The sequence below is a fragment of the Lysobacter sp. KIS68-7 genome (genome assembly GCF_021284745.1).
Taxonomy (GTDB): domain Bacteria; phylum Pseudomonadota; class Gammaproteobacteria; order Xanthomonadales; family Xanthomonadaceae; genus Noviluteimonas.
The window spans coordinates 353,506-369,558 of sequence record NZ_CP089925.1; the positions used below are offsets into that span (position 1 = coordinate 353,506).

The 16,053-nt window shown below is 66.4% G+C and carries 14 protein-coding genes; 5 read left to right on the forward strand and 9 right to left on the reverse strand.

What is annotated here, in order from left to right:
* Positions 1–29 precede the first annotated feature (29 nt).
* From LVB87_RS01725 to LVB87_RS01740, 4 genes are all read left to right on the forward strand, one after another.
* Complete coding sequence (locus tag LVB87_RS01725) at positions 30–1,460, forward strand: sigma-54 dependent transcriptional regulator (RefSeq protein ID WP_232899205.1); 1,431 nt, start codon at positions 30–32, stop codon at positions 1,458–1,460.
* 271 nt (positions 1,461–1,731) lie between these two features.
* Entirely contained in the window at positions 1,732–2,178 is a 447-nt protein-coding gene (locus LVB87_RS01730) for a pilin (protein ID WP_232899206.1), read from the forward strand.
* A gap of 82 nt (positions 2,179–2,260) precedes the next feature.
* Positions 2,261–4,204: a tetratricopeptide repeat protein gene (locus LVB87_RS01735; protein WP_232899207.1), complete on the forward strand. Its 1,944-nt coding sequence runs from the start codon at positions 2,261–2,263 to the stop codon at positions 4,202–4,204.
* The gene (locus tag LVB87_RS01740) at positions 4,204–6,117 is read left to right on the forward strand and encodes a hypothetical protein (protein ID WP_232899208.1); all 1,914 of its coding nucleotides are present in this window, start codon (positions 4,204–4,206) and stop codon (positions 6,115–6,117) included. The genes LVB87_RS01735 and LVB87_RS01740 overlap by 1 nt, the downstream gene beginning before the upstream one ends.
* A gap of 9 nt (positions 6,118–6,126) precedes the next feature.
* Here the strand turns inward: LVB87_RS01740 and LVB87_RS01745 are convergent, their stop codons facing one another.
* The 6 genes from LVB87_RS01745 to LVB87_RS01770 form a co-directional block, all read right to left on the reverse strand.
* On the reverse strand, positions 6,127–6,594 hold the full coding sequence (locus tag LVB87_RS01745) for a class I SAM-dependent methyltransferase (protein ID WP_232899209.1): 468 nt from the start codon (positions 6,592–6,594) through the stop codon (positions 6,127–6,129).
* A gap of 334 nt (positions 6,595–6,928) precedes the next feature.
* Complete coding sequence (locus tag LVB87_RS01750) at positions 6,929–7,792, reverse strand: glycosyltransferase (protein ID WP_232899210.1); 864 nt, start codon at positions 7,790–7,792, stop codon at positions 6,929–6,931.
* Between the two features lie 61 nt (positions 7,793–7,853).
* Complete coding sequence (locus LVB87_RS01755; RefSeq protein WP_232899211.1) at positions 7,854–9,356, reverse strand: oligosaccharide flippase family protein; 1,503 nt, start codon at positions 9,354–9,356, stop codon at positions 7,854–7,856.
* Positions 9,353–9,928 carry an acyltransferase gene (locus tag LVB87_RS01760; RefSeq protein WP_232899212.1) on the reverse strand — a complete coding sequence of 192 codons (576 nt, stop codon included), beginning with the start codon at positions 9,926–9,928 and terminating at the stop codon, positions 9,353–9,355. Before LVB87_RS01760 ends, LVB87_RS01755 begins: the two co-directional genes overlap by 4 nt.
* Positions 9,925–11,040 carry a DegT/DnrJ/EryC1/StrS family aminotransferase gene (locus LVB87_RS01765; protein ID WP_232899213.1) on the reverse strand — a complete coding sequence of 372 codons (1,116 nt, stop codon included), beginning with the start codon at positions 11,038–11,040 and terminating at the stop codon, positions 9,925–9,927. Before LVB87_RS01765 ends, LVB87_RS01760 begins: the two co-directional genes overlap by 4 nt.
* Entirely contained in the window at positions 11,033–11,956 is a 924-nt protein-coding gene (locus LVB87_RS01770) for a glycosyltransferase family 2 protein (protein ID WP_232899214.1), read from the reverse strand. Before LVB87_RS01770 ends, LVB87_RS01765 begins: the two co-directional genes overlap by 8 nt.
* Before the next feature lie 277 nt (positions 11,957–12,233).
* Between LVB87_RS01770 and LVB87_RS01775 the strand changes: the two genes are divergently transcribed.
* On the forward strand, positions 12,234–13,223 hold the full coding sequence (locus LVB87_RS01775) for a glycosyltransferase family 4 protein (RefSeq protein WP_232899215.1): 990 nt from the start codon (positions 12,234–12,236) through the stop codon (positions 13,221–13,223).
* Here the strand turns inward: LVB87_RS01775 and LVB87_RS01780 are convergent.
* From LVB87_RS01780 to LVB87_RS01790, 3 genes are read right to left on the reverse strand one after another with little or no spacing between them, the layout of a single operon-like run.
* The gene (locus LVB87_RS01780) at positions 13,220–13,963 is read right to left on the reverse strand and encodes a class I SAM-dependent methyltransferase (RefSeq protein WP_232899216.1); all 744 of its coding nucleotides are present in this window, start codon (positions 13,961–13,963) and stop codon (positions 13,220–13,222) included. The genes LVB87_RS01775 and LVB87_RS01780 overlap by 4 nt on opposite strands.
* Entirely contained in the window at positions 13,960–15,096 is a 1,137-nt protein-coding gene (locus LVB87_RS01785; protein ID WP_232899217.1) for a glycosyltransferase family 4 protein, read from the reverse strand. Before LVB87_RS01785 ends, LVB87_RS01780 begins: the two co-directional genes overlap by 4 nt.
* Positions 15,097–15,107: 11 nt before the next feature.
* A complete protein-coding gene (locus tag LVB87_RS01790) occupies positions 15,108–15,959 on the reverse strand; it encodes a glycosyltransferase family 2 protein (RefSeq protein WP_232899218.1) in 852 nt (283 codons plus the stop codon).
* Positions 15,960–16,053 lie beyond the last annotated feature (94 nt).

Here is a 16,053-nt window from a genome sequence, read left to right on the forward strand (position 1 = left end):
AATGTTGCGGCCGGGGGGAAGGGAGCCCGATGAACGACCAGAGAAGTGCATTGATCGTGGACGACGAGCGCGATATCCGCGAGCTCCTCGTCCTCACCCTCGGGCGCATGGGATTGCGCACGGAAACCGCATCGAGCCTCGCCGAAGCACGCGCGCAGCTCGCCGCGAACCGTTACGACCTGTGCCTCACCGACATGCGCCTGCCCGATGGCTCGGGCATCGACCTGATCGGCGAGATCTCCGCCCAATACCCGAACACGCCGGTCGCGATGATCACCGCGTTCGGCAACGTCGACGCCGCGGTGGAAGCGCTGAAGGCCGGCGCGTTCGACTTCGTCAGCAAGCCGGTGGACCTCGCCGTGCTGCGCGGGCTGGTCAAGCACGCGCTCGACCTTCCGCAGAAGGGCAGCAAGCGCGCGGCCGCCGTCGGCGCCGCGAGCGACGTGCTCGCCACGCGCCTGTATGGCAACTCGCCCGCCATCGTGTCGCTGAAGGCCACGCTCTCCAAGGTCGCGCGCAGCCAGGCGCCGGTGTACATCGCCGGCGAATCGGGCGTTGGCAAGGAGCTCGTCGCCCGCACGATCCATGAGCAGGGCGCGCGCGCGACCGGCCCGTTCGTGCCGGTGAACTGCGGCGCGATTCCCGCCGAGCTGATGGAAAGCGAATTCTTCGGACACAAGAAGGGCAGCTTCACCGGCGCGCACGTCGACAAGCCCGGCCTGTTCCAGGCGGCCGACGGCGGCACGCTGTTCCTCGACGAGGTCGCCGAGCTGCCGCTGCCGATGCAGGTCAAGCTGCTGCGCGCCATCCAGGAAAAGTCGATCCGCCCCGTCGGCGCCAACACCGAAGTGCTGGTCGACGTGCGCATCCTGTCGGCCACCCACAAGGACCTCGGCGCGCTCGTCGCCGAGGCCCGCTTCCGCCACGACCTGTACTACCGCATCAACGTCATCGAACTGCGCGTGCCGCCGCTGCGCGAGCGCCGCGACGACCTGCCCGGCCTGGCCGATGCGATCCTGCAGCGCCTCGCCGCCGCGCAGGGCCGCCCGGTTCCGGCACTGACCGAAGACGCGAACGAAGCGCTGCGCACCTACCCGTTCCCCGGCAACGTGCGCGAGCTGGAGAACATCCTCGAACGCGCGCTCGCGCTGGCCGAGGACGACCGCATCGAAGCCGCCGACCTGCGCCTGCCGACCAATTCGCCCGCGCCTTCGGCTGCGCCGCCCCTGGTGCCGGCGTCGGCGATGCCGTCCCGCGAACCGCTCGTGCGCGACCCGCGCACCGCCGACCCGCGCGACAGCATGACCAGCGCGCTCCCGAGCTACATCGAGGAGATCGAGCGCAACGCCATCCAGCAGGCGCTCGAGGACAACCGCTACAACAAGACGAAGGCCGCGGCGGCGTTGGGCATCACCTTCCGGGCGTTGCGGTACAAGTTGAAGAAGCTCGGAATCGATTGATCCGAGCTGATGCGGCGCACCCGCGGCACAAGTGACGCACCGGTCGACTGACGTATTTGGTCACTTGCCGACATAAAGGGCCAATTGGCCGGTCCAAACCCATGGTTCCGTGACAGACAGCACCACCTCGAAGTGGCACGCGTCCACTGTCCCACTTGGCACGTAATCTGCGTATCCTTCCGGGCACGTGCAGCGTTGCACGGCTGCCCAACGGACCGGAGAGGCCGGGCCAACGGGGCACGTGAAGTTCAAAACTCCTAGGGGAAATACCATGAAGAAGATGCAGGGTTTTACCTTGATCGAACTGATGATCGTGGTTGCGATCATCGCGATCCTGGCCGCCATCGCCATCAGCCAGTACCAGGACTACGTCATCCGTTCGCAGGTTTCGGAAGGCAGCTCCCTGAGCGACGGCGTCAAGACGTCGCTGGCTGAGTTCTACAACAACAAGGGTCGCTTCCCGCCGAGCAATGCGTCGGCTGGTCTCGCCGACCTGGCCTCGATCAGCGGTAACTACGTGAGCCAGGTGGACGTGGGCCAAACGGCCGGTCAGATCCAGGCCACGTTCTCGTCCACCGCTCCGCGCGAAGCCAATGCGAAGATCGACGGCACGATCCTGATCTTCTCGGCCGTCACGCATGCCGGTTCGATCGAGTGGAACTGCTACTCGACGACGATCCAGCAGAAGTGGCTGGCTTCGAGCTGCAACGCGCGTTGATCTGACGCAAGCGTCAGCTGATGCGTTACAAAGGGGCCGCTTTCGCGGCCCCTTTTCTTTTGCCTCCTTGCGCCCCTTCCCGATGACCCGACGCTGGGCCTTGTTCGCGTGGATGCTGGTCCTGATCGCCGCCTGGTGCGCCTATGCACCGGGGCTGTCGGGCGGCTTCGTGTTCGACGACTTCATCAACCTGCCGGCCCTGGGCGAGACCGGCCCCGTCCACGACGCCGCCACCTTCTGGCGCTACATCACCTCCGGCACGGCGGACCCCACGGGCCGGCCGATCGCCCTGCTCTCCTTCCTGCTCGATGCGCGCAACTGGCCTGCGGATCCCGTGCCGTTCCTGCGCACGAACATCCTGCTGCACCTGCTCAACGGCACCTTGCTGTGGTGCTTGCTGCGTCGCCTGGGCAACGGGCGCGCGGGCGCGCCGGCGCAGGTCGAATTCGCGGCGGTCACCGGCGCGGGACTGTGGCTGCTGCACCCGCTGTTCGTGTCGACGACGCTGTACATCGTGCAGCGCGAGGCGATGCTGCCCGCGACCTTCACGCTGCTCGGGTTGCTCGGGTGGGTGCACGGACGCGAGCTCGCCGCGACGGATGCCCGGCGTGGTGCGACGTGGATGCTGGTCGCGATGGTGGGCGGTACGTTGCTCGCCTTCCTGTCGAAGGCGAACGGCGCGTTGCTGCCCTTGCTCGCGTTGGCGCTCGACGCCACGGTGCTGCGCGAGCTCTCGGCGCGGGAAGCACCGCGCGTGCGCGTGCTCCGCCGCATCCTCGTCGTCCTGCCGTCCATCGCGATCGCGGTGTATTTGTTGCTTCCGCTGCGCCACATGCTGGATCCGATCCCGGGCCGGCCATGGACGCTCGCCGAGCGCCTGCTCACCCAGCCGCGCATCCTCGTCGACTACTTCCAGTTGCTCTTCGTGCCGCGCGTGTTGTCGACGGGCGTATACAACGACGCTTACGCGGCTTCCACCGGCCTGCTTTCGCCGGCGAGCACGCTCTTCTCGTTGCTTGCGATCGCGGCGTTGCTTGTCGGCGCGTGGTGCGCGCGCGCGCGGACGCCGGCGTTCTCCGCGGCGGTGCTGTTCTTCTTTGCCGGGCAGGTCATCGAGAGCACCACGATTCCGCTCGAGCTGTTCTTCGAGCACCGTAATTACCTGCCGGCGATGCTCGTGTTCTGGCCGCTGGGCCTGGCGCTTGCGCGCTGGAAGGTCGCGCCTGCCGTTCGCGTCGGCGCCGCATGCGCGTTGCTCGCGCTGTGCACCGTGCTGACCTGGCAACGCGCCACGCTGTGGGGCGACCAACCGACCATGGCGGCGCTGTGGGCCGCACGCAGCCCCGAGTCCTCCCGCGCGCAGGCCACGGCTTCGAGCTTCGACGTGCAGGCGGGCCATCCCGATCGCGCGCTCGCTCGCCTGCTGCCCTTGTGGTCGCAGCGCCCCGACGACCTGCAACTCGCGCTCAACGCCGCGAGTGCGTTCTGCGCGCAAGGCGAACTGCCCGCGGACGTTGCGCAAGGCATCGCCACCGCGCTGCACACCGCCACCGAGGGCGACATGCTCGTGCATCGCTGGCTCGATCGCGCGCTCACGGTGGTCGATGCGCACTCCTGCCGGGGGTTGACGGACGCCACGGTGCAAGCCTTCGCCGAGGCCGCCTATGAGAACCCGAAGCTGCACGCGATCCCCGGCCGCCGCCAGGATCTGCTGTCGATCCAGGGCCGCCTGGCGTTGCGTCGCGGCGACGCGGCGCAGGCCCTGCGTCTGTTCGATCGTGCGTTGATGGAAGAACCCACGCCGCAGGTCGCCGGCGTGCAGGCTTCGATCCTCGCGAGCGCCGGGGAGTACGACCGCGCGCTGGCCCACCTGGACCACTACGCGACGTTGCCGCCGCCGCCCGCGGCCGCGTTCGGAATGCCGCGCGTGCATGCGTGGGTGCTGGATCGCCAGGCATATTGGCCGCACCGGATCGACAACCTGCGGCGCGCCATCGTCGCCGAACGCGACAAGGGACAGCATTGATGCGTGCGCTTTCTTCGCCCCGCTTCGCCTGGGCTTTTTCGATCGCGTTGTGCATCGCGACGATGGCGCTGTACTGGCCCGGCCGCGGGGGCGGCTTCGTGCTCGACGACTTCCCGAACATCGCAGACAACACGGCACTCCAGTTGAGCCGCCTGGCCTGGAACGACTGGCTGGCCGCGATGTTCTCCTCGCCCGCGAGCGACCTGCAAAGGCCGCTGTCGATGCTCAGCTTCGCGATCAACACCTACTTCACCGGCTTCGACCCCGTGCCGATGAAGCTCACGAGCATCGGCGTGCATGCGTTGAACGGCGTCCTCGTCTTCCTGCTCGTCGCGCGTTTACTGGCGCTGGGCGCGCCGTCGGCGAGCGAGGCGCGGCGCCGATGGACCTCCGTTTTCGTTGCCGCGGCATGGACCTTCCATCCGATCCAGCTCACCGCGGTGTTGTACGTGGTGCAGCGCATGGAGAGCCTGAGCCACACATTCGTATTCCTCGGTCTGTTGGTATACCTGTCGGGCCGCGCACGGCAGATCGCGGGACAGCCCGGTTGGGGACGCGTGCTCACTGGCCTCGTGGTATGCGCGGCCGTGGGCATGCTGGCGAAGGAGTCCGCCGCGCTGCTTCCGCTCTATGCGTTCCTGATCGAAGCCTGCGTGCTTCGGTTCGAGACGGCCCATGCGCGGACGCAACATCGCCTATGGGCGGTGTATGTCTGCGTGCTGGCCCTGCCGGCAATCGCAGGCGGCACCTGGCTGCTGATGCACGCGCTCGCCCCAGCGGCTTACTCGGGGCGCGACTTCACGATGGGCGAGCGCCTGTTGACCGAAGGCCGCGTGCTCGTCGACTACCTGCGGTGGACCGTCTTCCCCAGCCCGCGCGCCTTCGGCCTGTACCACGACGACTACGTGATCTCGCGTGGATGGCTCGCGCCCGCTGCAACGCTCGCGAGTTGGGTGTTCCTCGCCGTGCTCGCGGCCCTCGCGTTCTGGTTGCGGCGCCGCCGGCCGCTCGCGAGCCTGGGCATCGCCTGGTTCCTTGCGGCGCACGCGCTGACGGCCTCGTTCCTCCCACTCGAACTCGTCTACGAACACCGCAACTACTTCGCCTCGCTCGGCGTCCTGCTCGCGATGGGTGACTTGTTGCTGCTGGCGCCCTCGTACGCGCCAGCCCAACGGATCGGTGCGTTGCTGGCCATGGCCGCGGTGTTGTTCTACTCCGCTGGCACATTTGCGCGCGCTTTCGAATGGGGCGATGCGTATCGCCTGGCGGCCAGCGAAGCGACCAGGCACCCCGACTCGCCGCGCGCGACCTACGGCCTCGGCCGCATGCTCGTCATCATGACGGGCTATCGCGCCGACTCGCCGTTCGTGCAGCCGGCGATCGACGCACTCGAACAAGCCCGGCGCCTGCCCGGCAGCGGCGTGCTGCCGCACAGCGCCTACCTGTTGCTCGCCGAACACATCAAGCGCCCCATCCCCGACCTGTGGTGGGACGATTTCGAAGCGCGCCTGCGCACGCGCCCGATCGGTCCGCAGGAGATGAACGCGGTCTCGAGCCTGGTCAAGTGCGCGCGCACGCGCGAATGCCGCTTCCCGCCGGAGCGCATCGAAGGGCTGTTCGAAGCCGCCGCGACGCAGGGCCCGCGCGCGGACATGGTGACGATGCAGGGCGATTACCTGCTCAACCAGCTCGGGGATCGCGATCGCACCCTCGTGCTGTGGCGCCAGGCCGTGACGCTGGCGCCGACGACTGCGCAATACCGGATCAACCTGGTGAAGCTGTTGATCGCGATGGGCCGCTTTGATGAAGCGCGCGCGGAGATCGCGGAGATTCGCCGGCTCGGCGCCTTGGGGCAGTACGACAAGGCGGCCGCGGAGCTCGAAACGCGGCTGCAAGACGCAACGAGGAAGTGACGCGCTTGATCAGCTCCGCAAGAACAGCATGAGGTCTTCTTGCGGATTCACGCCGAATTTGTCCGGGTCGACATCCCCCAAGGCAGCAGCATGTGTGATCGGCAGGGCTTGCAAGCCCGAGGCGGCTATTCGTTCGTAGATGTCGCGCCCAAACAATCGCACGTGGTCTGCCTGTCCATACAGCTGCAAGCGTGCCTCTTCCGACCGGACGCCATGATCTTCAATCGTCTTGTCGATGCCTTGGCACCATGGCGCCTGCAGGATGGCGTGACCGCCCGGCACAAGGACGCGCGCGATTTCACTTGTGGCCCGATCCAATCGAACGACGTGCTCGAGGACATGGTTTGCGATGACGAAATCGAAACTCGCCTCCTCGAACGGGATCGCCTCCAAGTCCATCCGCTGGATGTCGAGCCGCGAGGGATACAGATCGGCGAGGACATGGCGCGAAGGACCAAGCGTGGCAATCCATGCCATCAAGGGCGCCTCCGGCGCAAAGTGAAGAATGCGCGCGCCGCGCAGGCGATCGCAGAGCTTGGTCCGCTCGAGATACAGCCTCAGGTGTCGATCCCGATCGTTTGCGCCACACCTGGGGCAAGCGAAATGATCCAGGTCGCTCCCGACCATTCCCAGGCTCCGCATCAGTGGCGGGGCCGCCTTCCACCCCCCTCGCCAAGGCAGGAAGGCTGGCACGCGACGTTCGCAGACGACGCACCAGCGCCAGCGTCCCGACGCGGCGCGCGCGCTACCAGCTGCAATTGCAATCGCCGAGGCCAACCATCCTTGAAGCTTTTCCTGCATATCAATCCTCTCAAGGAAAGTAGATCCCGCGGCGACGGGATAACCACGAATGTAGTGCACGCATGGGTGCGAGTACGGTCTGCGCAACGAACCAGGCGGGGTTTGCACCCAAGCGGGGCACGGCCCGCAGGCGCTGGGTGAAGTAACGCAAGCTGCCCAAGTTTCGCGCCACTACGGCCTGCACCAGCGCCTTACTCCATGCGCGACCGGCGGCGCGCCGCAGGTCGGATGGGGCAGCACCGGCGTCGAGCGCTTCGACGAAAGCATCCATGTGGCCATCGAGCACAGCCCGCGGCATCGTGCGGATCATTGAACCCGGCGTCCGCCAACGATGCACCACAAGGGGCGAGTCAACGTAAGCAAGCGCTCCACGGGACGCCAGCCGAACATGGAGGCGGTAGTCGATCCAAGGCGGCGCCATCGCCAAAACGGCATCTACGACCTCGACGCGATACAACAACGAGCTGTGGTTGAGGAAGTTGCCGCGACGTAACAACTCCCGCATGTCGACGCGCTTGGGAACCCCCTGGTTGAACACGCCCAAGGGCTGGTCATCAGGGGTGACCACTCGCGCATTCGAGTACACAGCGACAATTCCGGGATCCGTGTCCAGCAGCGAGAGTTGTGCCGCGAGCTTGCCGCTTTCCCATGCGTCATCGCCATCCAGATGCGCGATGGCGCGACCCCGCGCCATCGCGACGAGACTGTTGAGGTTGCCGGTTGGCCCGAGATTGGCCGCATGGAACACAGGCCTGACCCGCGAGTCACGCGCCGCAAGTTCGGCGACCAAGTCCCGGGTTCCATCTGTCGAGCCATCATCGCCCACCAACAGCTCGAGATTGCCGGCGAAGGACTGCGACAACACGGATTCCATGCACCGGCGAATGAATCGAACGTGCTGGTACGTCGTTACGCACACACTCACATCGGGCGCTTCATCCGATTGCATGCGCGTCCTTCCATTCCCGAATGACCGCACGAGCAGACGGATTCGCCGTGACCGCCGCAAGGAACGATGCACCGGCGCCCAACGCAGTCGCGAAGAGCCCCCAAGTCGGTCCATCGGGGATCGCATGGGCCAAATGGACGCTACCCCAGCCCACGATTGCCCCGGCGATCAACGAAGGAAGCAACTGCTTGAGAAGCCACGGCATGTGGCCATTCGGCAGGAACCGCTCGTGCGCAATCGGAATCCACCCAACTACGAACAACCAGTTCACCAATGCAAATGCCCATGCCGTGCGCACGACATCGCCCCTCGCCGATGCCCATGCCATCAATGGCACCTGGACCAACGCCTGCAGTGCCGTGCCCCATGCATGGAACCGAAGCACGCCTCGCGCATTCTGTAGTTGGTAAGCGAGTGCAAGGAGTGCGACGGCCATGTTGCCGAAACCATAGAGCCAAGCAACCTGAAGGGGATCGATCCCGTCAACGGCGACGCGCAGCGAAGGAACGAGCGTGCGCCCGCCAATCGCGATCGCCACAACGACTCCGCAGGACATGGCAACTGTTAGCGCCGTCGCCACTCCATAAAGATCGCGCAGAGGACCCTGCTCCCCGGCGGCGACCTGTCGGGTCATGCGGGGCAGCACAGCGCCATGAACCGTACCGACGGCGAGGAGAGTCACTGATGCGACGTGCACGCCGAGCGAATAAGCACCGTATCCCGAAAGAGAAAGGCGGTCTGCCAGTAATGCCTTCTCGATCTGGGACGTTGCCAACCATGCCGCGGACAGACCTGCAATGCCAAGCGCAAAGCGCATATGCGCAGCGAGCTCATTCTGCGGGATCGGCGACGCGCTTGCGGACAGCACCGAACTCAACGCCCGTCGGTAGAAAACACCCTCCACGAGTGAAACGGGCACCTGGATCGCAAAAAACCCGACGACACCGGTGCCGGTCGCTGCAGCGAAAACAAGGGCCCCGAACGTACGCGCGACGGCGGCAAACGCCTGGATTGCATTTGCTCGAACCTGCAATTCGAGCGCCATCAGCGTAGCGCGCCACAAGCCTGCCACCATGCGCACCGCCAGTGCGCCTGCCATCAGCCACAAGGTGATGCGCACCGACGCAACGGGGATCGCAGCGTGGCCGAGCCAATGACTCGCGGCGAACCCGGCGCAAGCGCAAGTGATCGCGAAGAATGCAGTCGCCAGTACGACAACCGGCCGCTGGGCCGTTTGGACAAGCGTTCGAACCTCACCCAAGGACCTCTCGCGATGCCAGGCAACGGCGCGCGCAAGGCCCGCGGTGATGCCTGCATCGAACAGGGGCATCAAGGTCTGGAGCAACACGTAAACACCGACAAGGCCGTACGCATCGGGCCCCAGCCAGCGATAGATCAGGGGGGCGGAGAGGACAGCCGCTACGGCCGCGATCGCCATCCCGGCGACATTTGCAGCGACGTTGTCGCGCAGTCGCGCCGCGGAGATCACAAGCCCTCGCGGGATCGCAATTGCGCTTCGAGCTGGAGCAACTGGCGGCTGCGCTCGCCTACGCGCTTTGCCGGCGTACCGGTGTAGATGCCGAACGCAGCACACGAGTCCCGGACGAGAGACAAGGCCCCGACGGCGACGCCCTCCTCCAGGACAACGCCCGGCAACACGACTGAGCCGCTTCCCACGATCACATGGCGGCCGATGACGACGTCGGCGTGGGACACGCCCGTGTACTCCGCGGGAACCATCGGGTTTGTCATCGTCCGGCCGCTGTAGTCGTCGTTGCTCGAATAAATCGACACGCGGGACGACAGATTCGCAAAGTCACGTACTTCGATGCGGCCCTTCCCAATGAGGCTCGTGTACACGGCGATATGGACGCGGCTACCGACGTCGATGCCACCCTCTCCCGCGCTCAACACACAAAAATCGTCGATGCGGACATGATCGCCCAAGCGGATGCGCTCCGCGCCGTAAAAGGACGCTTTGCGCGAAACCAGAACGTCGCCCCCCCAGGCAGCGAACCCGATCTCACGCAACTCCTCTTGCGTGTAGTGCGCGCTCGTCATGTGGCAGCGGTCCGAATGCAGTCGATCACGCGCTGCTGATCACTCACTCCGAGTTCGGGATAGATCGGAAGGCAAATGACTTCATCCGCGATCCGGTGCGCCGTCGGCAAACCGGACTTGGCAGCACTCGGGCGCCCTCGGTACATCGGAAAATCACTGATCAGCGGATAGAAATAACGTCGCCCGTGGATTCCTGCATCCCGCAGGCGTGCGTACAGATCGTCGCGCGACACAGGGAAGTCGCGACTGACGAAGATGGGGTAGTAGCTGTAGTTCGGGACATATTGCTCGAGGCCGCCGAGCACATCGATGCCCGCAATGTCCGCAAAGGCCGCGTCATAGCGCTGAGCTACCATGCCACGCTGCCGAATACTGGCATCGATGTGGTCGAGTTGCAGCATGCCGAGCGCCGCTTGGAACTCACTCATCTTGCCGTTGATGCCCGCGGCGACGACGGTGACTTCGTCCGCGAACCCGAAGTTCTTGAGATAGTCGATGCGCTGCTTGGTCTGGGCGTCGCGGCTCACGATCGCGCCACCTTCGAATGTGTTGAACACCTTCGTTGCATGGAAGCTCAGGACCGACAGGTCCCCGTAGTCCGCCAGGGACCTGCCGCGAAAGCGGGCGCCGAATGCATGTGCGGCGTCATAGATGATTTTCAGCCCATAGGTGTCCGCGATGCGCTGCAGTCCATCCACGTCGGCCGGCCTGCCGTAGACATGCACCGGCATGATCGCCGTGGTGCGCGGAGTAATGGCGGCCTCCACGCGTGACGCATCCAGGGTCAGCGTGTGCGGATCGATGTCGACAAACACGGGCTCCACGCCGTTCCAGAGCAGGGAATGCGCAGTAGCCACGAACGAATAAGGCGTCGTGATCACCTCGCCCGTGATGCGCAGGCATTGCAGCGCAGTCACGAGCGCGATCGTCGCGTTCGTGAACAACGAAACGAAGGGCACTCCGAGGTAACGGGCGAGCGCCTGCTCGAATTCGCGATGGAATGCGGCGCCATTGGTGAGATCGCGTGTCGCCCAGATTCGCTCGAGCGACGGCAACAATTCCTCCAGCGGCGGCAGGAACGGTCGCGTCACATAGATCTTTTCGTCACTCACTCCCGCTCCTCGCGCGCTCTGCGCGCCACCCTTCCGAAAACCCGGATGCCATCGCCCGAAGCTGCGGCCCGCGGGACGCATCGAACAGCCCATGCGCCGCAAACGTCATCGCGAGCTTGGCGACGGCCCACCCCTTCCATACCCGCGGCACATAAGGACGCCGCATCAAACGAACCGCATTGCGAAACAGGTAACGATGGCGCAAAGGAGACCGATACGGCCAGATACGCCACCCCCACCACCAAAAACGCCACGTCTTCTCGCCCATGCGGTGTCGGAAAACGACACCGGGAGCTCCATATAGGCCAAACCCGTTCGCAAGGACGCGAAAAGCCCATTCCGTGTCGACGTGGTCGATGAAGAAGTCGCTCTCAAGTCCACCCAGCCTGTCCAGGACTTCCCTTGGTGCGAGTGTCCCGCTTCCATTGAGGTTCGCGCAACGGACGACTGACTGATCGCCTGCGCGCGGCCATATCCGGACCCATCGCCAGCCCCGGAGTTGATGAAAGCCGTGATCCAGGCCAGTCGACGCATCGACCAGCCGGGGGCCCATGCATGCGGGACGCGGGTCGGCCTCACGCAACCGGTCATGTGCTTCGCACAGTGCAAGGACACCGTGCTCTCCCGGCTCCGTGTCCTGATCGAGAAACAAAACGCGCTCGCAACCGGCTTCCCGGGCTCGCGCGATTCCGAGATTCGTGGCCGCCGCCAGCCCAAGGTTCGTGGTGTTTTCCACGAGTTCCGCCCCAACTTCGGTCGTCAGCGCGCGCAAACCTGCAAGGAGGAGCGGGGGCGACGCATTGTCGACCACGATGCGCAACGCGTCGCTGGGGAGCTGCGTCAACTGCGCGCGCAAGATCGGCAGATCGGGATGGTAGGTCACCGTCACGGTGGCCAGGCTGGCGGTCGCGCTCATCGCGATCGCTCCGCCGGCGGCGGACTCGCATGCTTGGTCTGGGTCATCGTCTTGGCGCCGCGACGCCCCTGCCCTCCGACGGCCTCGGAGCCGGACTAGTTATACGGGCCGCCCCGGCCCCGTCGCAACCTGCGGACGTCGCAATTCCCTGCATAATCGACCGAACGCGATGCGTGCATGACGTACGAGGCCAACAACCTTGCGACTCCTGTTCGTTTGCCAGCGACATCCCAAGCAACGCGATCTCGTCACTCTCCCCTACGGGCGGCTTTTTCACTTGCCCACGGCCCTGGCCGCCCTGGGCCACGAGGTCAGCGTCACCCTGTGCAGCCATCGCGCGCTGCCCTCGGAGCGCTTCCAGCGCGAAGGCGTGGATTGGGCCAGCGAGGACGTGCGTACGCGTGGGCCGCGGTTCCTCGCGGCAGTGGATGCGCGCGCGAAGGCGTTCCGCCCGGATTGGGTGGTCGGGTGTTCGGATGCCTGGTACGGGCCGCTGGCGCGACGCCTGGCGGCTCGCCATGGCGCTCGCCTCGCAGTGGACGCCTACGATAATTTCGAAGCCTACATGCCATGGAACGTGCCGCTGCACTGGCGGTGGCGGCGCGCGGTCCGCGCGGCCGACCTCGTCACCGCGGCGGGTCCGCAACTGGCGGCGTGCCTGGACGCGCATCGCCGCGGTCGACGCCCCACGCAGATCGTGCCCATGGCGGCGGACCCTGCATTCGTCCCGCACGACGGCGTGGCCGCACGCAGTGCGCTCGGGCTCCCCGCCGACGCGCCGCTGATCGGATATTCCGGTGGCTGGGCGAGCAATCGCGGCACCGACGTCCTGCTCAAGGCCTTCCGCCTCGTGCGTGCGAAACGACCGGACGCACGCCTGGTGCTCACCGGCAAGCCGCCCGCGCATGCGCTCGCCGAACCCGGTGTCCTCTCGCTCGGCGACCTGCCCGATGCGCAATTGCCCATGGCGCTGTCGGCGCTCGACGTGGCGTGCGTGATCACCGCGGACACCGCGTTCGGCCGTTACAGCTATCCCGCGAAACTGTGCGAAGCGATGGCGTGCGAAGTGCCGGTGGTCGCGATGGGCACGGCGCCGGTGCGATGGATGCTCCACGACGACGAGCGCCGCATCGCGCCCATCGGCGATGCGCGCGCCATTGCCGATCGCTTGTTGTGCGACCTGCGCGGTCAGCGCGTGTCCTATCGCGACCTGCCGACATGGGACGACAGCGCACGCCGCTTCGACGCCGCGCTGGCAGGCAGCTAGCGCGTCAGCGGCGCGAGCGTGTAGATCAGCGTCGGGAACGCACGCCGCGCCACGGCATACATCGCATCGGGGACGTGCTGCAGCACGTGGCGATACAGCGGCGCGTCCGGGCGCTCCAGTTCGAAGGTGAGACGCAGGGCATCGGCCGTGCGCTGGCGCCACGCGAACCCGCTGTCGGTGAGCATGGGTTCGAGCCGTCCGCACGTCAGCGGCCGGCAGTCGTAATGCGTGCCCTTGCCCGCGAGCCGCACGTACGCATGCGACAGCGGCATCGGCAGCCAGCTGAGGAACGGAAGCTTGAAGTGCGGCTCGACCGGCATCCAGCGATTCGGGACGGCGAGGTAAGCGACGCCGTCGTCGCGCAGCACGCGGCGCACTTCGCGCAGGTGCGCGCGTTGCGCCGCTTCGTCGCCGACATGTTCGATGACGTGGTTGGTGAGCACGACATCGAAGCACGCATCCTCGAACGGCAGCGTGGTGCCGGAGACCGTCTGGAAGCGGTAGCCGTCTCGCACCAGGCGCACGTCTTCGACATCCACCGCGTCCACGTCCCAGCGCATCGGGCCCGCGTCGCCGAACCAGCGCGAGATGCCACCGGAACCGCAACCGATCTCGAGCAAGCGCCTGCGCGGGCCGTTCGGAGGAAGGCCAAGAAGTTGCGCGATCTTCATCGCTTTGAAGTCGCGCGAGGGAAGATCCAGGACCGCGTGGCCGCGGCGTTCCAGCGGCTCACTGTTCATTTGGCGGACTCCAGCGCATCGGTGATCTCGCTGCCGAAGCGCTCCCAGGAAAACCGCTGCGCGAAGCTGCGCGCGCGCGAGGACTGGTCGGCTTTTTCCTGGCCCAGCAGCTCGACCACGGCACGCGCGAAGGCATCGTGGTCATCGGCAGGAATCAGCCGCCCGTTGCTGCCATCGACCACCGCATCCGCAACGCCGCCGACATCGAAAGCGACCGTCGGCAGTCCGTGCGCCGCCGCTTCGATCGCCACCATGCCGAAGCCTTCGACATCGCCGGGAAGATCGCGCACGGGGAAAACGTGGACGTCCGCGCCCTGGTAGGCATCGGCGAGTTCCTGCTCGCTGCACGGCCCCAGCCAATGCACCGCATGTGCGATGCCGCGACTTTCGGCGATCGCGCGCACGCGCTCGAATCCGGCGCCGGTGCCGCGATGCAATGCATCCGCGGCCTGGTCGCCGATGATCACCAAGCGCGTGTCCGGATGTCGGGCGAGGACCTTCGGGAAGCCGTGCTCGACGAATTCCGCCAAGCCTTTGCGCGTGGTCAGGCGACCGACCGACAACAGGATGGGAGCCGCCGCGTCGAACTTCATGCGCGCGCGAAATCGCTGGCGCGCGGAGGGATCAGGCACGGGCAGGTCGGTGCCCGGATGCACGATGCGAATGCGTCCGGGATCCACCCCTGCACCGATCGCAAGGCGGCGCGTGTTCGCGCTGTTGACGATCACCCGCCGGCAACGCCGGATGCACGGCCACCATGCTGCGCGATAGACGCGGCTCGGCGCGACGATGTCGAGACCGTGCAGGTACACGGCGGGCACCGCCCCGCTGGCGCGCGCCGCGGCGACCGCGGCGGGTGCGGTGAGGCCGCTGCCGGCCAGCACGATGTCGGGGCGCACGCTGCGCGCCATCGCGACCCCCCGCGCAACGCTCGCCAGCACCGTCATCGGCAGCGACCCCGCGGGCAGCTCCGCAAGGCGCGTTCCGTCCGGTACGAAGGCCGCGCAGCCGGCGGGCCCCACCAGGGCGGACGTCGCATCGTGCGCATGCAGGTGCAGGAACATGCGTGCGTTCAGGCGCTCCATCCCCCCGCGCAGCGGCGGGAAATTCCGCGTCAGCAATAGGGTGCGCATGGACGCCGCAGTCACTGGTCCCGGCGGTAGGTCAGCGCGGTGATCTGCTCGGACACCAGGCCGATCAGGAAGATGATGACCGACGCACTCAACATCAACGCGCTCATGTTGGTGAAGCGTTCTTGCGTGATGTACGTGTAGGCGTAGTAGCTCAGGCCGAGTGCCCCGAACACGAACGACGCCGGCGCAAACAACTTCAACGGCGAATACAGCGTCGCGATGCGCAGGATGATGATCAGGAACCGCGCCCCGTCGCGCAGCGGGCGGATGTGCGAGCGGCCGATGCGGCGGGCGACGTCGATCGGCACGTAGGCCACCGGGTAGGCGCTGCGGAAGAACGCCATCGTGCTGGTGGTCGGGTAGCTGAAGCCGTTCGGCAGCAGGTGCAGGAATTCGCGGAAGCGCTCGGCGCGGGCGGCGCGGAAGCCGGAGGTGAGGTCGGCGATCCGGTGGCCGGTCATCCAGCTGGCCACCCGGTTGTAGAAGGCGTTGGCGGCGCCGCGGCCGATGTTGGCCTGGCCGCCCGCGTTGCGGGCGCCCACCGCCATGTCGTAGCCGGCTTCCAGCCGCTCCAGCAGCTTGGGGATGTCGGCGGGGTTGTGCTGGCCGTCGGCGTCCATGAACACGAGGACGTCGCCGGAGGCCGCGCGCGCGCCCCGCTTGATGGCCGCGCCGTTGCCCATCGCATAGGGCGAGGACAGCACCCGGGCCCCATGTTCGGCCGCCACGGCCGCCGTGGCGTCGGTGGAGCCGTCGTCCACGACGATGACTTCGGCGTCGGGCATGAGCGCCCGCAGGCCGGGCAGGGTCTGCCGCAGGCCCTCCGCTTCGTTCTTGGCGGGTAGGATGATTGAAATGCGCATCGAGGCTCCCCTGACCCATACAGGTTAAGCGAGAACCGCAAGTCCGGAATAGCGACGAACATCCGTTGTGTGATGAAGGGTTTGCGGTATCTTC

Bases quoted from the DNA above. Each gene is read 5' to 3' on its own strand.
- LVB87_RS01740 (WP_232899208.1), top strand. From the start codon at position 4,204: ATGCGTGCGCTTTCTTCGCCCCGCTTCGCCTGGGCTTTTTCGATCGCG.
- LVB87_RS01735 (WP_232899207.1), top strand. From the start codon at position 2,261: ATGACCCGACGCTGGGCCTTGTTCGCGTGGATGCTGGTCCTGATCGCC.
- LVB87_RS01730 (WP_232899206.1), top strand. From the start codon at position 1,732: ATGAAGAAGATGCAGGGTTTTACCTTGATCGAACTGATGATCGTGGTT.
- LVB87_RS01790 (WP_232899218.1), bottom strand. From the start codon at position 15,959: ATGCGCATTTCAATCATCCTACCCGCCAAGAACGAAGCGGAGGGCCTG.
- LVB87_RS01760 (WP_232899212.1), bottom strand. From the start codon at position 9,928: ATGACGAGCGCGCACTACACGCAAGAGGAGTTGCGTGAGATCGGGTTC.
- LVB87_RS01725 (WP_232899205.1), top strand. From the start codon at position 30: ATGAACGACCAGAGAAGTGCATTGATCGTGGACGACGAGCGCGATATC.
- LVB87_RS01770 (WP_232899214.1), bottom strand. From the start codon at position 11,956: ATGAGCGCGACCGCCAGCCTGGCCACCGTGACGGTGACCTACCATCCC.
- LVB87_RS01745 (WP_232899209.1), bottom strand. From the start codon at position 6,594: ATGGCATGGATTGCCACGCTTGGTCCTTCGCGCCATGTCCTCGCCGAT.
- LVB87_RS01780 (WP_232899216.1), bottom strand. From the start codon at position 13,963: ATGAACAGTGAGCCGCTGGAACGCCGCGGCCACGCGGTCCTGGATCTT.
- LVB87_RS01750 (WP_232899210.1), bottom strand. From the start codon at position 7,792: ATGGAATCCGTGTTGTCGCAGTCCTTCGCCGGCAATCTCGAGCTGTTG.
- LVB87_RS01785 (WP_232899217.1), bottom strand. From the start codon at position 15,096: ATGCGCACCCTATTGCTGACGCGGAATTTCCCGCCGCTGCGCGGGGGG.